Origin of the sequence: Streptomyces sp. NPDC005266 (assembly GCF_040607655.1) — a bacterium.
In the GTDB taxonomy this organism is placed as follows: domain Bacteria; phylum Actinomycetota; class Actinomycetes; order Streptomycetales; family Streptomycetaceae; genus Streptomyces.
Genome location: NZ_JBEXHC010000002.1, coordinates 313,269 through 327,469 on the forward strand (window position 1 = coordinate 313,269; position 14,201 = coordinate 327,469).

Sequence of the window (14,201 nt, forward strand, 5' to 3'; positions counted from 1 at the left end):
AACACCTGAGCCGACCGCCGGAGGGCCGGCGGGCCTGGGCCGAGGTGGGACCGCGCTGGATGCGCCGGCACAACACCTGAGCCGACCGCCGGAGGGCCGGCGGGCCTGGGCCGAGGTGGGACCGCGCTGGATGCGCCGGCACAACACCTGAGCCGACCGCCGGAGGGCTGGCGGGCCTGGGTCGAGGTGGGACCGCGCTGGATGCGCCGGCACAACACCTGAGCCGACCGCCGGAGGGCTGGCGGGCCTGGGTCGAGGTCGGACCGCGCTGGATGCGCCGGCACAACACCTGAGCCGACCGCCGGAGCGCCGGCGCTCCGGCGCTCCGGCGCTCCGGTGGATCACATGGGTGGATCACATGCGGGGCGGGAGCCCGGGGCGAAAGCTACAACGGCTGTGTGGCGGGCGGCGCGGCCGTCAGCTGGTTCTCGAAGTCCACGACGCCCTCGATCGCACGGATGAGACGGGCCGCCGCCGGGATGAGGACGGCGTCCCGGACCTGCCCGGAGAGGGTGACCACCCCCTCGCTCACGCTCACCCGGACGGTCTGCCCCGGAGCCGGGAAGAGATGGGCCACCACCTCCTCGCGCACCTGCTCCTCTATCTCCTCGTCCGGCCGCAGAAAGACCTTCAGCAGATCGGCGCGGCTGACGATCCCCTCCAGGCGGCCCTCCTCGTCGACCACCGGAAGCCGCTTGACCCGCCTATGGGTCATGATCCGGGCGGCCTCGGCGAGCGTCGCGCCGGCATGCACCGTGATGGCGGGGGAGGTCATCAGCTCCTCGGCGGTCACCGCGCCCGCCTTGGCGGCGTCCGGGAGTTCACGCAGTTGTGCCACGCGCGCCGGATCGCTGTCCCGGAACTCCTCCTTGGGCAGCAGGTCCGCCTCGGAGACCACGCCGATGACCCGTCCCTCGCCCGCCAGCACCGGCAGCGCGCTCACCCTCCACTGCTCCAGCGTTCTCACGATCTCCTTGAACGGCGCCTCGCCGCCGACGGCGACGACGGTATGGGTCATCACATCGCTCACGATGTGCGAGGGCCGGTGCACGGGGTCCTCCTTGCCTCAGCTATCAGCGGGCCGAGCCGCCCCGGTAATGCCCGTAGGGGGCCGGCAGCCCCTTCGCCGGCTGTGCGGGGATAGTTCCGTCATGACCATCGTGGAAGCGCGCCACCCCTTCCGGACAGGGGCCGAGCGGCCCCTGAGCCGGTCCGCTCGGCCTCGCCGTACCCGGCCGCCCGGCGCTCGATCCGATGGCGCACCTGGCCCGCCAGCCGGGCCAGCGCGGGCGAGGTCGCCGGCCGGGGCGCGACCGGATCACGCATCCGCCGGGCGTTGGGCGGCAGCGTCGCCAGATCGGCGGTGAACCGCTCCTGCGCGCGGTCGAGCGTGTCGGGCGCGGTGGTCCGCCGGCCGGCCCGCATCACGGTCTCCAGCAGCGGGGCACTGCCGTGGGGCGGGAGTTCGTCCTGTCCGCCGATCACATCGGCGAAGCCGGGGCGGCGCCACACCTGCTTCGGCCCGGGGGCCGTGGCCTTCGCGGACGACAGCTTCATCACCGGCTCGCCGTCGTAGGCGACCAGCTTGTACGCGCTGTCGAGATACGCGACATCCGCCGAGACTCCGACGCGGGTGCCGACGGCGAACACATCGATCGGCGCCCCGGATCCCACCAGGTCCTCGATCGCGTACTCGTCGAGCCCGCCGCTCGCGATGATCCGTACCTCCGGCAGCCCCGCCTCATCGAGGATCCGCCGTGCCCGCACCGCCAGCGAGCCCAGGTCTCCGCTGTCCAGCCTGATCGCACTTCCGGGCCCGCGGCGCAGGTCGCGCAGCACACGTGCGGCGGTGGCCACGCCCGTCGCGGTGTCGTACGTGTCGACCAGGAATGTGACCGGGCCGGGGTGGGTGCGTGCGAACGCCCGGAACGCCGTCTCCTCGTCCGGGAACGCCTCGATGTACGAGTGGGCCATGGTGCCGCTGGCGGGGATCCCGTAGGCGACGGCCCCCGCGACATTGCTCGTGCCCGCGAACCCGGTCATCGCGCTCAGCCGGGCCGCCTGCATCCCGGCCTGCGGACCGTGGGTGCGGCGCAGCGAGAAGTCCACGACCGGCCGCCCGTCCGCCGCGAGCACGCACCGGGCCGCCTTGGAGGCGATGGTGGTCTGATGGCTGAGCTGCCCCAGCAGATACGTCTCGACCAGCTGGGCCTGTGGAAGCGGCGCGGTCAGCTCCAGCAGCGGCTCCGCGGCGAGCACGATCCGGCCCTCGGGGACCGCCCGCACCTCGCCGTCGAAGCCCAGCCCCAGCAGAGGGGCGAGGTCGTCGTACGGACGGTGGAGTGCCGTGGCGAACGCCTCGACGTCATCGCGCCCGACCCGGAACCGGGACAGATACTCCAGCGCCGGCTCCAGCCCCGCGGCGACCAGGAAGCCCCGCTCGGGCGGGAGTTCGCGGACGTACAGATCGAAGGCGGCCGGGGCCGTCATGCCCTCCCGCAGATACGACAGGGCCATCGTGGCCTCGTAGAGATCGGTGGTCATCGCGTCCGACATCGCCCGGCCGCCCTCCTCGGTGGTCCGGTTCAGGTCACCTGGATCCGGCGGCCGGTGACGCTGTCCGGCTCGATGCGGATCCACAGATCGCGGCTGCCCCCGGGCCAGGGGGTGGTGAACGCCTGCTCCGCCAGCCGCTGCGCCGCCGTCGGCTCGGTGACCCGCTGGGCCCGTCCGATGACGAGCACGCTCCAGCCCTGGCTGAGCGCCGCGTCGATGTGGTCCACCTCGAAGGCAACCTCGACGCCCGCTGCCGCCGCCGGGGTGGCGTCGGGCGCGGTCCGGAAGACCACCGCGTCGTCGATCACGCTGTAGTTGACCGGGACGATGGCCGGTCCCTGCGGGGTGTTCACCGAGACCCGGCCCACGCCGTGCGTGGACAGCCGGTCCCGGCACTCCTGGGGGCTCAGTTCTCCCAGGTCCGGGTGGTACGCGGCCTCGCCGAGGCCGGGCGGCCGGTCCAGGCCGCCGCCGAGCAGATCGGCCGGGGCCATCTTCAGCGCCCCGGCGATCCGCAGCAGGGTCCCGGCGCTCGGATCGGCCGGATACTCCTCCAGATACCGCACATAGCCTGGCGAGGTGCCCGCCCGTTCGGCCAGGTCCTCCCGGGAGAGACCGAGCTGTCCGCGCCGCAGTGCCAGCCGTCTCCCCAGGTCGCCCCCGCCCGTGATGGGCTGGATCGCCGCCTCGCCGGGCCGGAATGGTGTGGTCATCGTTGGTTACCTCTCTCGGGTCATCAGGGGCCGGTTGGTGCCGCCGAGCGCGATCTTGATCGCGCCGGTGTCGGCCGCGCGCGAGAAGACGTCGTAGGCCTCCTCCATCCGGTCCAGCTCGAAGAGATGGGTGATGAGCGTGGACGCGGGCAGCCGCTCGGCGGCCAGCATGGACAGCAGCGTGGGGGTGGAGTACGTGTCGACCAGCCCGGTGGTGATCGTCACGTTCTTGATCCACAGCTTTTCCAGATGCAGGGTCGCGGGCCTGGTGTGCACCCCGACATTGGCGAGCCGGCCGCCCGGCCGCACCATGCGGGTGCAGGTCTCAAAGCTCCGCGGGGTGCCGACGGCCTCGATCACCACATCGGCGCCGAGCCCGTCGGTGAGGTCCTCGACCAGGCGCTCCGGGCCCTCGGCGGCGTCGGCCACCGCGTCGGCGCCGACCCGCTTGGCCGCGTCCAGCCGGGCGGGTGCCGGATCGACGGCGATGACCCGGCTGGGGGAGAAGAACTCCGCCGTGGCGATCGCGGCGAGCCCGACGGGCCCCGCGCCGACCACCGCGACCGTATCGCCCGGTGCCACCCGGCCGTTGAGCACGCCCACCTCGTAGGCGGTGGGGAAGGTGTCCGCCAGCAGCACGGCGTCATGAGGGTCGACGGAACCGGGCAGCGGATGAAGCGAGAAGTCGGCGAAGGGCACCCGGACGTACTCGGCCTGGGTGCCGTTGATCGAACGCCCCAGGATCCAGCCCCCGCCGCCGCGGCACTGCCCGTACGCGCGCTCCCGGCAGAACCGGCAGTGGCCGCAGGCCGAGATGCAGGAGACCAGCACCCGGTCACCGGGGCACACGCCCCGTACCTCGGCGCCCGTCTCGACCACCTCGCCGACGGCCTCGTGGCCGAGGACCGTATCGGGCCTGACGTCCGGCACCTCGCCGCGGAGGATATGCAGATCGGTGCCGCAGATGGTGACGGTGTCGATCCGCACGATCGCGTCGGTGGGGTCCTCCAGATCGGGGTCGGGCACCTCCTGCCAGGAGGCCAGGTCCGGTCCGTGGTAGACGAGTGCTTTCATGGCCTTGCCTCTTCTCCGCCGCGCTGTTTTCCGGCGTTCTCTCCCTCTCTCGTTCTCCCGTTCTTCTCGTTCTCCCTCGTCCCGCCGGGTTGCCTCAGCGCTGGGGGACCAGGGCGACCGGGCAGGCGGCGTGGTGTGCCACCGCCGGGCGACCGGCCCGAGCCGGGTGCCGAGGCCAAAGCGGCGCGGAGTGCGGCCCACGACCAGCAGCGCCGTCCCCGCTGCCGCGGCCACCAGCCGACGGGCCGGGCTGTCGGCGGCGATCCGCGGAGATCGCCGCCCACCAGCTGGCGGGCCGGGCTGTCGGACGCGATCTCCGCGAAGACCCGCACCTCCCGGAACTTGTCGCGCCACGGCGCCAGCACCTCCTCCAGCGCGGCGCGCTCCGCTTCCTCGCGGGCGTCGCTCAGGCCCACATCGACGACCCGGGGCGCCGGGCGCGGCGCCGGGGGCCGCCCGCTTCTCGCGGGCCCTGATTGCGCGGTGCGCGACAACTCTCCGGTGCCGCTTCTCCGCGTCTGCTGGACGCCCCCGGTGCCACTTCCACGGCACCACGGCGGGCGGCCCGTACGACAGGGCCGACCGGTCCCGGACGGCCCTGTCATACGAGGTCATCCGGCCCTTTCGGGCCCGGGCGGGCGCCCCGCCGAGCCGACCCGGCCCGTGGAACACGCTCTACTCGCCGACCGGGATCAGCACCACCGGACAGTGCGCGTGGTGCAGCACCGCATGGGTGACCGGGCCCAGCTGCATGCCGAGCCGGGCCGTGCGCCGGTGCACGGCCAGCACGAGGACGTCCGCCGCGCGCGAGGCCTCCACCAGCGCCTGGGCCGGGGCGTTGTGGACCGTGTGCTCCTGGACCCGCACCTGCTCGAACTCCTTGCGCAACCCGGCCACCACGCGATACGTCACCGCCTGTTCGTGCTCGGCGCGCAGCGCCACGACCTCCCGCGAAGGCAACGCGTGATCGCCTCCGAAGGCCCGGGGGTGCGTCCATGCGTACATCACCCGCAGCCGCGCCCCGCGCCGGATCGCCTCCTCGAACGCGAACCGGGCCGCCGCCTCGTCGGCCCTGCTCTCGATCCCGACGAGGACCTTGCCGTGGCCCTCGGGCCCGTACGCGGCCGGGAGATCGCCCCGCACCACCAGCAGGGGGCGGCGGGTGTGGGCGGCCAGCCGCAGCCCGACCGAGCCGAGCAGCAGCCCGGTGAAGCCGCCGAGCCCCCGGGTGCCGATGACGATGAGCGAGGCGTGCTGACCGATCCGCAGCAGCTCCGGCACCGCGTCCTGCGCGGTGAGGGTGGGCACGATCCGCAAGCCGGGGTCCTTTTCGGAGGCCCGGGCCACGGCCAGCCGCAGGACGGTCCTGGCGACCTCGACCGGGGGCCGCTGCGGCTCGGTGCCCGCGTCGAAGGAGAGCGGGTCGGTCCGGGCCCACGGCCAGGCGTGCACGATCTCCAGCGTGGCGTCGCGCCGTCGCGCCTCGGCGACGGCCCGGTCCAGCGCGCTCCATGCGCTGTCGGAGCCGTCGAGGCCCACCACGACCCGGCCGTCCGGCGCCGGCTTGCCGGGAGGCGTCGTCCTGCGGGGAGCGGTCATCGCACCCCACCTCCTCGTCCGGCCGAGTCGTCGATGCGGTAGGTGAGGCGGTCGACGACGGCCACCACCCCGTCCACCTGGCCGGCCATCCGGACCGCGATGGGGATCTCGCTGTGCCGGTCCAGCTCCCCCTCCAGCCGTACGACCCCGTCGGTCACCGTGACCGTGACGGTCTGCGGCATCACCCACAGCGAGCGCACCAGCACCTCGTCGATCACCTCGTCGCGGATCTCGTCGTCCGGGCGCAGGAAGACCCGCAGCAGATCGCGGCGGGTGACGATGCCGATCAGCCGGTCCTCCTCGTCGATGACCGGAAGCCGTTCGATGCGATGGCGGGCCATGGCGCGCGCGGCGTCCACGATGGTGTCCTGGGGGCGCACGGTAACGGCGGGCCGCGACATCAGCTGACCGGCGGTCCGGGCGGCCTGGCCCAGATCGGTCCCGGTGATCACGCCGACCACCTTGTCGTCCTCGTCCACCACGGGCAGCCCGTTGATGCGGTGCCGCTCCAGCAGCGCGCTCACCTCCTCGAACGAGGCTCCGTAGCCGACCCGGACGACATCGTCGGTCATCACGTTGCCGATCTTGCGGTGCTTCATCCGTGCCTCCCGAATCCCGCTCCCAGCCTCCAACGGCGCCCCCGCCCGCCTCTTGGGCTGCCCGGGGCCCGGTCGGGGCCGTTCGGCCCGCACCGGGCGCCCTGGGCCGAACGTCCCCGGGCGGGGCCGAATCGCCCCTCGCGCCGGGACCCCGGCGGCGCGAGAGTGAAGGCACCGGAGGCACCGGCACCGGCACCGGCACCGGACCGAGCGGACTGTGCGCGAAAGGCGGTGGGAACGGTGGAGCTCCCCCTGGTCGTGGGCGTCGACGGATCGCAATCCAGCCTCCAGGCGGTGGACTGGGCGGTGGACGAGGCAGCCCGGCACGGGGTGCCGCTTCGCCTGGTCCACGCCTCGCGGTGGGAGCGGTACGAGGGCATCGCACCCGCCACCGACCCCGAGCGGCCCTGGGAGCAGGTGGTGGCCGAGCGGATCGCGGCCTTTGCGGCCGAGCGCGCCGCACGGCGCAGGCCCGATGTGCGGGTCTTCGCGGATGCCCTTTCCGAGGACCCCGTCTCCGCGCTGCTGAGGGTGGGCCGGGACGCCTCCGGCATCGTCGCCGGCTCGCGCGGCCGGGGCGAACTCGCCGGGCTGCTCCTGGGATCGGTGAGCCTCACCGTGGCCGCCCGCGCGCCCTGCTCGGTCACGGTCGTACGGGGCGGAGAGCCCAACCGGCGCGGCGCCTTCGGCCGGATCGTGCTCGGCGTGGGCGAGAGGGGGGAGCCGTCGGCGGCGATGCGGTTCGCCTTCCGCGAGGCCGAGGCGCGCGGCTGTGAACTCACCGCCGTACGCGCCTGGCGCGCCCCGGCGGGCGAGGTGACGGACGATCTGATGATATCCGGGGACCCGGTCCGCGCCCACTGGGCCCGGGCGGAGAGGTTGCTGCGGGACGCGCTGCGGTCCTCCGAACGCGACCACCCCAAGGTCGCCGTCCGCGGCGAGGCCGTCGAGGGACCGGCCCGCAAGGCGCTGCTCCACGCGGCGGCCACCGCCGATCTGCTGGTCCTCGGCGCCCGTCGGCGGCACGGCCACGTGGCCGGCCTCCAGCTGGGCCGCGTCGCCCACACGGCGCTGCACCACGCACCCTGCCCGGTGGCCATCGTGCCGGAGCGCGGCTGATGGGACCGCCGGCATCGGGTACCTGTCCGAAGACCCCTATCAGGGAGAGAGGCCCATGCCAGACGCATCGAGCACCGCGCCGAGCGGGCTCGCCGACGACGAACTCCACGCCCTGGACGCCCACTGGCGCGCCGCCAACTACCTCGCGGCGGGGCAGATCTATCTCCTGGCGAACCCGCTGCTGACCGAGCCGCTGCGCCCCGACCACATCAAGCCCCGGCTGCTGGGCCACTGGGGCACCTCCCCCGGACTCACCCTGGTCCACACCCACCTCAACCGGGTCGTCAAGGCCCGCGACCTGGACGCCATCTGCGTCTGGGGCCCCGGCCACGGCGGGCCCGCCGTGCTCGCCGGCTCCTGGCTGGACGGCAGCTACTCCGAGACGTACCCGGACGTCAGCCGGGACGCGGCGGGCATGGCCCGGCTCTTCCGCCAGTTCTCCTTCCCCGGCGGCGTGCCCAGTCATGTCGCCCCCGAGACGCCCGGCTCCATCCACGAGGGCGGTGAGCTCGGCTACTCCCTCGCCCACGCCTACGGCGCGGCGCTGGACAATCCCGATCTGCTCGTGGCCTGCGTCATCGGCGACGGCGAGGCCGAGACCGGGCCGCTGGCCGGCTCCTGGCACGCCAACAAGTTCCTCGACCCGGTCCACGACGGCGCCGTCCTGCCGATCCTCCATCTCAACGGCTACAAAATCGCCAATCCGACGGTGCTCGCGCGCCTCCCCGAGGCCGAACTCGACGAACTGCTGCGCGGATACGGCCATGAGCCCCTCCACGTCGCGGGCGACGACCCGGTCCAGGTGCACCGCGCGCTGGCACGCGCCATGGACCAGGCCCTGGACCGGATCGCCCTGCTCCAGCGCACGGCCCGCGAGGAGGGCGTCACCGAGCGCCCGCGCTGGCCGGTGATCGTGCTCCGTACGCCCAAGGGCTGGACCGGCCCGGCGGAGGTCGACGGGCTCCCCGTCGAGGGCACCTGGCGCGCCCACCAGGTGCCGCTGGCGGGGGTACGGGAGAACCCGGAGCATCTGCGGCTGCTGGAACGCTGGCTGCGCTCCTACCGGCCCGAGGAACTCTTCGACACCGACGGCCGGCCCCGGCCGGAGGTCCTGGCCTGCGTCCCCGATGGCGACCGCCGCCTCGGGGCCAATCCGCACGCCAACGGCGGGCTGCTGCTGCGCGATCTGCCGATCCCCGCCCTGGAGCCGTACGCGGTCCCCGTCGACAGGCCCGGCGCGACCTTCCACGAGCCGACCCGCGTCCTCGGCGATCTGCTGGAGAGGGTCATGGAGGACAGCGCCGCCCGCCGGAACTTCCGGGTCGTCGGCCCCGACGAGACCGCCTCCAACCGGCTCCAGGCCCTCTTCAAGGCCACCGGCAAGGCCTGGCAGGAGGACATGCTCCCCACCGATGAGCATCTGAACCGGCACGGGCGGGTCATGGAGATCCTCTCCGAGCACCTGTGCCAGGGATGGCTGGAGGGCTATCTGCTGACCGGCCGGCACGGCCTGTTCTCCTGCTACGAGGCGTTCGTGCACATCGTGGACTCGATGGTCAACCAGCACATCAAATGGCTGAAGATCGCCCGCTCACTGCCCTGGCGGCGCCCCGTCGCCTCCCTCAACTACCTGCTGACCTCACATGTGTGGCGCCAGGACCACAACGGCTTCTCGCACCAGGACCCCGGCTTCGTCGACCATGTGCTCAACAAGAGCCCCGAGGTCGTACGGGTGTATCTGCCGCCGGACGCCAACACCTTGCTCTCCGTGACCGACCACGTCCTGCGCAGCCGCGACTACGTCAACGTCGTCATCGCGGGCAAACAGCCCTGCTTCGACTGGCTCGACCTCGACCAGGCCCGCGCCCACTGCGCCCGCGGCGCCGGGAGCTGGGACTGGGCCGGCACCGAGAACGGCTCGGGCGAACCCGATGTGGTCCTGGCCGCCGCGGGCGATGTACCCACCCAGGAGGTGCTCGCGGCCGCCGGGATCCTCCGCCGCGATCTGCCGGACGTGGCCGTACGCGTCGTCAACGTCGTCGACATGACCCGGCTGCTGCCCCAGGGCGAGCATCCGCACGGTATGACGGACGCCGAGTTCGACGCGCTGTTCACCCGCGACAGGCCCGTCATCTTCGCCTACCACGGCTACCCCTGGCTGGTGCACCGGCTGGCCTACCGCCGCGCCGTCCACCCCCATCTGCATGTGCGCGGCTACAAGGAGTCGGGCACCACGACCACGCCCTTCGACATGGTCGTCCGCAATGACCTGGACCGCTACCGCCTGGTCATGGACGTCATCGACCGGACCCCGGGGCTCGCGGTGCGCGCCGCGGCCGTGCGGCAGCGGATGCAGGACGCCCGCACCCGCCACCACGCGTGGATCCGCGAGCACGGCAACGACATGCCCGAGGTCGCCGAGTGGTCCTGGACGGGGTAGCCCGTCCGGCGTGGCTCACCCGAGGGGGAAGTAGCGGTCCAGGTGGGCATTGCGAAACTTTCCCTTCGGGTCGTGCTCCGCCAGCAGCCGCCCGAAGTCGGCGGCCCGCTCGTAGCAGGCGGTGATCGGCTCCGGCGCGGCCGCGGTCAGCTTGCCCCAGTGCGGCCGCGCCCCCAGCGGCAGCAGCCGAGGTCGCCGAGTGGTCCTGGACGGGGTAGCCCGTCCGGCGTGGCTCACCCGAGGGGGAAGTAGCGGTCCAGGTGGGCATTGCGGAACTTTCCCTTCGGGTCGTGCTCCGCCAGCAGCCGCCCGAAGTCGGCGGCCCGCTCGTAGCAGGCGGTGATCGGCTCCGGCGCGGCCGCGGTCAGCTTGCCCCAGTGCGGCCGCGCCCCCAGCGGCAGCAGCTCCTCCTCCATCGTGGCCACCACCTCGATCACCGCGTCGTGGTCCGGGACCCAGGTGAAGTGGAAGGCCACGCTGTCCCGGCCGTACGCGGGGCTCAGCCACAGCTCGTCCGCCGCGACCGTGCGGACCTCGGAGACCTGGACGAGGGGGGCGATCCGGTCGCCGAGCCCGCGCAGCGCGGCGAAGGCCTCCCGCGCCGCCTCGCGCGGCAGCAGCAGTTCCGACTGGAGCTCATCGCCGTTGCTGGGGGTGAAATCCGGCCGGAAGTGCGGCAGCCGCTCGTGCCACGGCCCGGGCACGCCCAACTGCTCGGTGCAGTGCAGCGGCGGCATGGCGGGGACGGGGTGGTGGTGGCGGTCGGCCGGGCGGGCACCCAGCCACGGCTGCCCCGGCTCCGGCGGACCGGGCCGGTCCGTACGGCACTTCAGCCACACCACGCCGTCGCCCGCGTGCCAGTCGGTGAAGACGCTGACGCTGTACGCGGCGCCGAAGATCTCCTCGAAGCTGTCGTCCAGCCGGTCCAGTGGAAGCCCGGTCCACACCCACTGGGCCACCTCGTACGCCGGCTCGATGTCCAGCGTCATCCCGGTCACGACGCCGAGCCCGCCGAGCCCCACCACCGCCCCGTTCAGCCGGTCGCCATCAGTGTCCCGGCGGATCTCGGTGATCTCGCCGTCCGGGCCGACGATCTCCAGGCCCGCCACCCCCGCCGCCAGACACCGCTGGGTGTTCCCCGAGCCATGGGTGGCGGTGGCGCAGGCCCCGGCGACCGTGATGTGCGGCAGCGAGGCGAGGTTCGCCAGCGCGTAGCCCCGCGCCTGCAACGCCGTGGCCACCTGGGCGTAGCGCATGCCCGCGGCGATGGTCACCGTAGCGCCGCCCGGGTCGATCTCGAGGCGGTGCGGCATCCGGTCCAGGCTCACCAGATCGCCGTCGGTGTCGGCGATGCGGTTGAAGGAGTGCCCGATGCCCAGGGCACGGACCCGGTCGGCGAAGGCGACGATCCGCCGCAGCTCGGCGACCGTCTCCGGGCGGTGCAGCCGGGCCGCTGTGAAGGTGACGTTCCCGGCCCAGTTCGTCGGGGCTCCGGTGGTCTGCATCCGCGTGGTCCTGATTCCGCTGAAGGGGCCGGGCCCTGTCCGGGGCCCCGGGCGACATGGCAATGACCTTGGTACAGGGCCGCCCCCCGATCCGTACAGACCCCGGGGGCGTCCGCCGTGCCCCGGACGGACCAGCAGGGCGGGCCCCCCGCCCCCCGCGCGGCCACGATGGGTCCATGACCGAGCCGAAGCGCATCCGCCCGAAGTCGGGTTTGCTCGGTGAACTCTGCGCGGAGTTCGCCGGCACCATGATCCTGATTCTCTTCGGCTGCGGCGTCGTCGCTCAGGTCGTGGCCGGTGGCGCTCTCACCAAGCCCCCGGGCGGGCTCGGCGACCATGACTCCATCGCCTGGGGCTGGGGGCTCGGCGTCACCCTCGGTGTCTATGTCGCCGCGCGGCTCAGTGGCGCGCACATCAACCCCGCGGTCACCCTCGCCCTGGCGGCCTTCAAGGGCTTCCCCTGGAACAAGGTCCTGCCGTACGCGCTCGCCCAGACGCTCGGCGCGTTCGTCGCCGCCCTGCTGGTGCGCTGGAACTACACCGAGGTCCTGGCGGGTGCCGACCCCAAGCACACCTTCAAGACCCAGTTCGTCTTCTCCACCCTGCCCGGCAACGGCGCGCTCCCGGTCAGCGAATGGGGCGCGCTGCGCGACCAGATCATCGGCACCGCGATCCTGGTGCTGCTCATCTTCGCCGTCACCGATGTGCTGAACTCGGCCCCGAAGGCCAATCTGGGACCGTTCATCACCGGCCTGATCGTGGTCGCGATCGGCATGGCGTGGGGTGCCGACGCCGGATACGCCATCAACCCGGCCCGTGACTTCGGCCCCCGGCTCGCCAGCTTCATCACCGGCTACCACAGCGCCTGGCGCGACCAGTACGGGAATCTCTACTTCTGGGTGCCCATCGTCGGCCCGCTGGTCGGCGGGCTGGTCGGCGCCGCCCTCTACAAGGTCCTGATCAGCCGCTACCTCCCGATGCCCGCACCGCCGGAGCCGGGCCGCACCCCCGCCCCCGAGACCTGAGCCGGTCAGGGCCCCGCCACGAGAGGAGGCAGCATGCCGGAATTCGTCGGTGCGGTGGATCAGGGAACCACCAGCTCCCGCTTCATGATCTTCAACCACGACGGTGACGAGATGGCGAAGCACCAGCTGGAACACCGCCAGATCCTGCCGCGCGCGGGGTGGGTCGAGCACGACCCGGTGGAGATCTGGGAGCGCACCAACTCCGTGATCCAAAACGCCCTTCGCGTCAGCGAGCTCTCACCGGCGGACCTGGCCACGATCGGCATCACCAACCAGCGCGAGACGACCGTCGTGTGGGACCCCCGCAGCGGGCGGCCGTACTACAACGCCATCGTCTGGCAGGACACCCGCACCGACAGCATCGCCGCCGCCCTCGAACGCGACGGCCATGGCGAGGTCATCCGCCGCAAGGCCGGGCTGCCGCCCGCCACCTACTTCTCCGGCGGCAAGATCAAGTGGATCCTGGAGAACATCGACGGCGTCCGCGAGGCCGCCGAGAGCGGCCACGCGCTCTTCGGCAACACCGACGCCTGGGTGCTGTGGAACCTCACCGGCGGCCCCGGCGGCGGCATCCACGCCACCGACGTCACCAACGCCAGCCGCACCATGCTGATGAACCTGCAGACCCTGGACTGGGACGACGAGCTGCTGGGGATCTTCGGCATCCCCCGCGCGATGCTGCCGACGATCAACCCCTCCTCCCACCCGGAGGCCTACGGCACCGCCCGCACCACCCGCCCGCTGCGCGCCGCGATCCCCATCACCGGTGTCCTCGGCGACCAGCAGGCGGCCACCGTGGGCCAGGTGTGCTTCGCGCCCGGCGAGGCCAAGAACACCTATGGCACCGGCAACTTCCTGGTGCTCAACACCGGCACGGAACTGGTCCGCTCCAACAGCGGGCTGCTGACCACCGTGGCGTATCAGTTCGGCGACAGCCCCGTCGTCTACGCCCTGGAGGGCTCCATCGCCGTGACCGGGGCGGCCGTCCAGTGGCTGCGGGACCAGATGAAGATCATCAGCGACGCCGCCGAGAGCGAGCGGCTCGCCCTCACCGTCCAGGACAACGGCGGGGCCTATTTCGTCCCCGCCTTCTCCGGTCTGTTCGCACCGTACTGGCGCTCCGACGCCCGCGGCGCGATCGTCGGCCTCACCCGCTACAACACCAACGGCCATCTGGCACGGGCCACCCTGGAGGCCATCTGCTACCAGAGCCGGGACGTGGTGGAGGCCATGGAACGGGACGCCGGTATCCACCTCGATGTGCTCAGAGTCGACGGGGGTGTCACCGACAACGAGCTGTGCATGCAGATCCAGGCGGATGTGCTGGGCGTGCCGGTCAGCCGCCCCGTCATCGCCGAGACCACGGCCCTGGGCGCCGCCTATGCCGCGGGGCTCGCCATCGGCTTCTGGCGCGACACCGATGAGCTGCGCTCCCACTGGAGCGAGTCCAAGCGCTGGGAGCCCCAGTGGAGCGAGCAGCAGCGCGAGGAGGGGTACGCGGGCTGGCAGAAGGCCGTCGAGCGCACCCTGGGCTGGATGGAGATCTCCTAAGCGGATGCGGTGAAGTTCGC

The 14,201-nt window shown here is 72.8% G+C and carries 12 protein-coding genes; 4 read left to right on the top strand and 8 right to left on the bottom strand.

All coding sequences use genetic code 11. From position 1 onward, the window contains the following. Nucleotides 1–385 precede the first annotated feature (385 nt). From ABZU99_RS05065 to ABZU99_RS05090, 6 genes are all read right to left on the bottom strand, one after another. Nucleotides 386–1,051, bottom strand: coding sequence for a CBS domain-containing protein (locus ABZU99_RS05065; protein WP_355947760.1), 666 nt, complete (start codon nucleotides 1,049–1,051; stop codon nucleotides 386–388). A 98-nt stretch (nucleotides 1,052–1,149) separates the two neighbouring features. Then, entirely contained in the window at nucleotides 1,150–2,556 is a 1,407-nt protein-coding gene (locus ABZU99_RS05070; protein ID WP_355947763.1) for a nicotinate phosphoribosyltransferase, read from the bottom strand. A 29-nt stretch (nucleotides 2,557–2,585) separates the two neighbouring features. Then, the gene (locus ABZU99_RS05075) at nucleotides 2,586–3,269 is read right to left on the bottom strand and encodes a pyridoxamine 5'-phosphate oxidase family protein (protein WP_355947766.1); all 684 of its coding nucleotides are present in this window, start codon (nucleotides 3,267–3,269) and stop codon (nucleotides 2,586–2,588) included. Nucleotides 3,270–3,275: 6 nt separating this feature from the next. Continuing rightward, nucleotides 3,276–4,343: an alcohol dehydrogenase catalytic domain-containing protein gene (locus ABZU99_RS05080; RefSeq protein ID WP_356045579.1), complete on the bottom strand. Its 1,068-nt coding sequence runs from the start codon at nucleotides 4,341–4,343 to the stop codon at nucleotides 3,276–3,278. A gap of 675 nt (nucleotides 4,344–5,018) precedes the next feature. Continuing rightward, nucleotides 5,019–5,942, bottom strand: a complete 924-nt coding sequence (locus tag ABZU99_RS05085; protein ID WP_356045577.1) for a universal stress protein — start codon at nucleotides 5,940–5,942, stop codon at nucleotides 5,019–5,021. Further along, nucleotides 5,939–6,541 (bottom strand): CBS domain-containing protein, encoded by a 603-nt coding sequence (locus tag ABZU99_RS05090; RefSeq protein ID WP_355947777.1) that lies wholly within the window; start codon nucleotides 6,539–6,541, stop codon nucleotides 5,939–5,941. Before ABZU99_RS05090 ends, ABZU99_RS05085 begins: the two co-directional genes overlap by 4 nt. A 240-nt stretch (nucleotides 6,542–6,781) precedes the next feature. Here ABZU99_RS05090 and ABZU99_RS05095 point away from each other — a divergent pair, with 240 nt between their 5' ends. Both ABZU99_RS05095 and ABZU99_RS05100 read left to right on the top strand, forming a co-directional pair. Then, complete coding sequence (locus tag ABZU99_RS05095) at nucleotides 6,782–7,660, top strand: universal stress protein (RefSeq protein ID WP_356045575.1); 879 nt, start codon at nucleotides 6,782–6,784, stop codon at nucleotides 7,658–7,660. Between the two features lie 55 nt (nucleotides 7,661–7,715). Beyond that, the gene (locus ABZU99_RS05100; RefSeq protein WP_356045574.1) at nucleotides 7,716–10,100 is read left to right on the top strand and encodes a phosphoketolase family protein; all 2,385 of its coding nucleotides are present in this window, start codon (nucleotides 7,716–7,718) and stop codon (nucleotides 10,098–10,100) included. Nucleotides 10,101–10,115: 15 nt separating this feature from the next. Here the strand turns inward: ABZU99_RS05100 and ABZU99_RS05105 are convergent, their stop codons facing one another. Both ABZU99_RS05105 and ABZU99_RS05110 read right to left on the bottom strand, forming a co-directional pair. Continuing rightward, the gene (locus tag ABZU99_RS05105; protein ID WP_356045572.1) at nucleotides 10,116–10,337 is read right to left on the bottom strand and encodes a D-arabinono-1,4-lactone oxidase; all 222 of its coding nucleotides are present in this window, start codon (nucleotides 10,335–10,337) and stop codon (nucleotides 10,116–10,118) included. Next, on the bottom strand, nucleotides 10,334–11,605 hold the full coding sequence (locus ABZU99_RS05110; protein ID WP_356045570.1) for an FAD-binding protein: 1,272 nt from the start codon (nucleotides 11,603–11,605) through the stop codon (nucleotides 10,334–10,336). Before ABZU99_RS05110 ends, ABZU99_RS05105 begins: the two co-directional genes overlap by 4 nt. 176 nt (nucleotides 11,606–11,781) lie before the next feature. On the opposite strand from ABZU99_RS05110, the gene ABZU99_RS05115 reads away from it, so the two are divergent. Then, nucleotides 11,782–12,630, top strand: a complete 849-nt coding sequence (locus ABZU99_RS05115) for an MIP/aquaporin family protein (RefSeq protein WP_355947791.1) — start codon at nucleotides 11,782–11,784, stop codon at nucleotides 12,628–12,630. Nucleotides 12,631–12,663: 33 nt separating this feature from the next. Then, nucleotides 12,664–14,181: a glycerol kinase GlpK gene (gene glpK / locus ABZU99_RS05120; protein WP_356045568.1), complete on the top strand. Its 1,518-nt coding sequence runs from the start codon at nucleotides 12,664–12,666 to the stop codon at nucleotides 14,179–14,181. The last annotated feature ends 20 nt before the right edge of the window (nucleotides 14,182–14,201 follow it).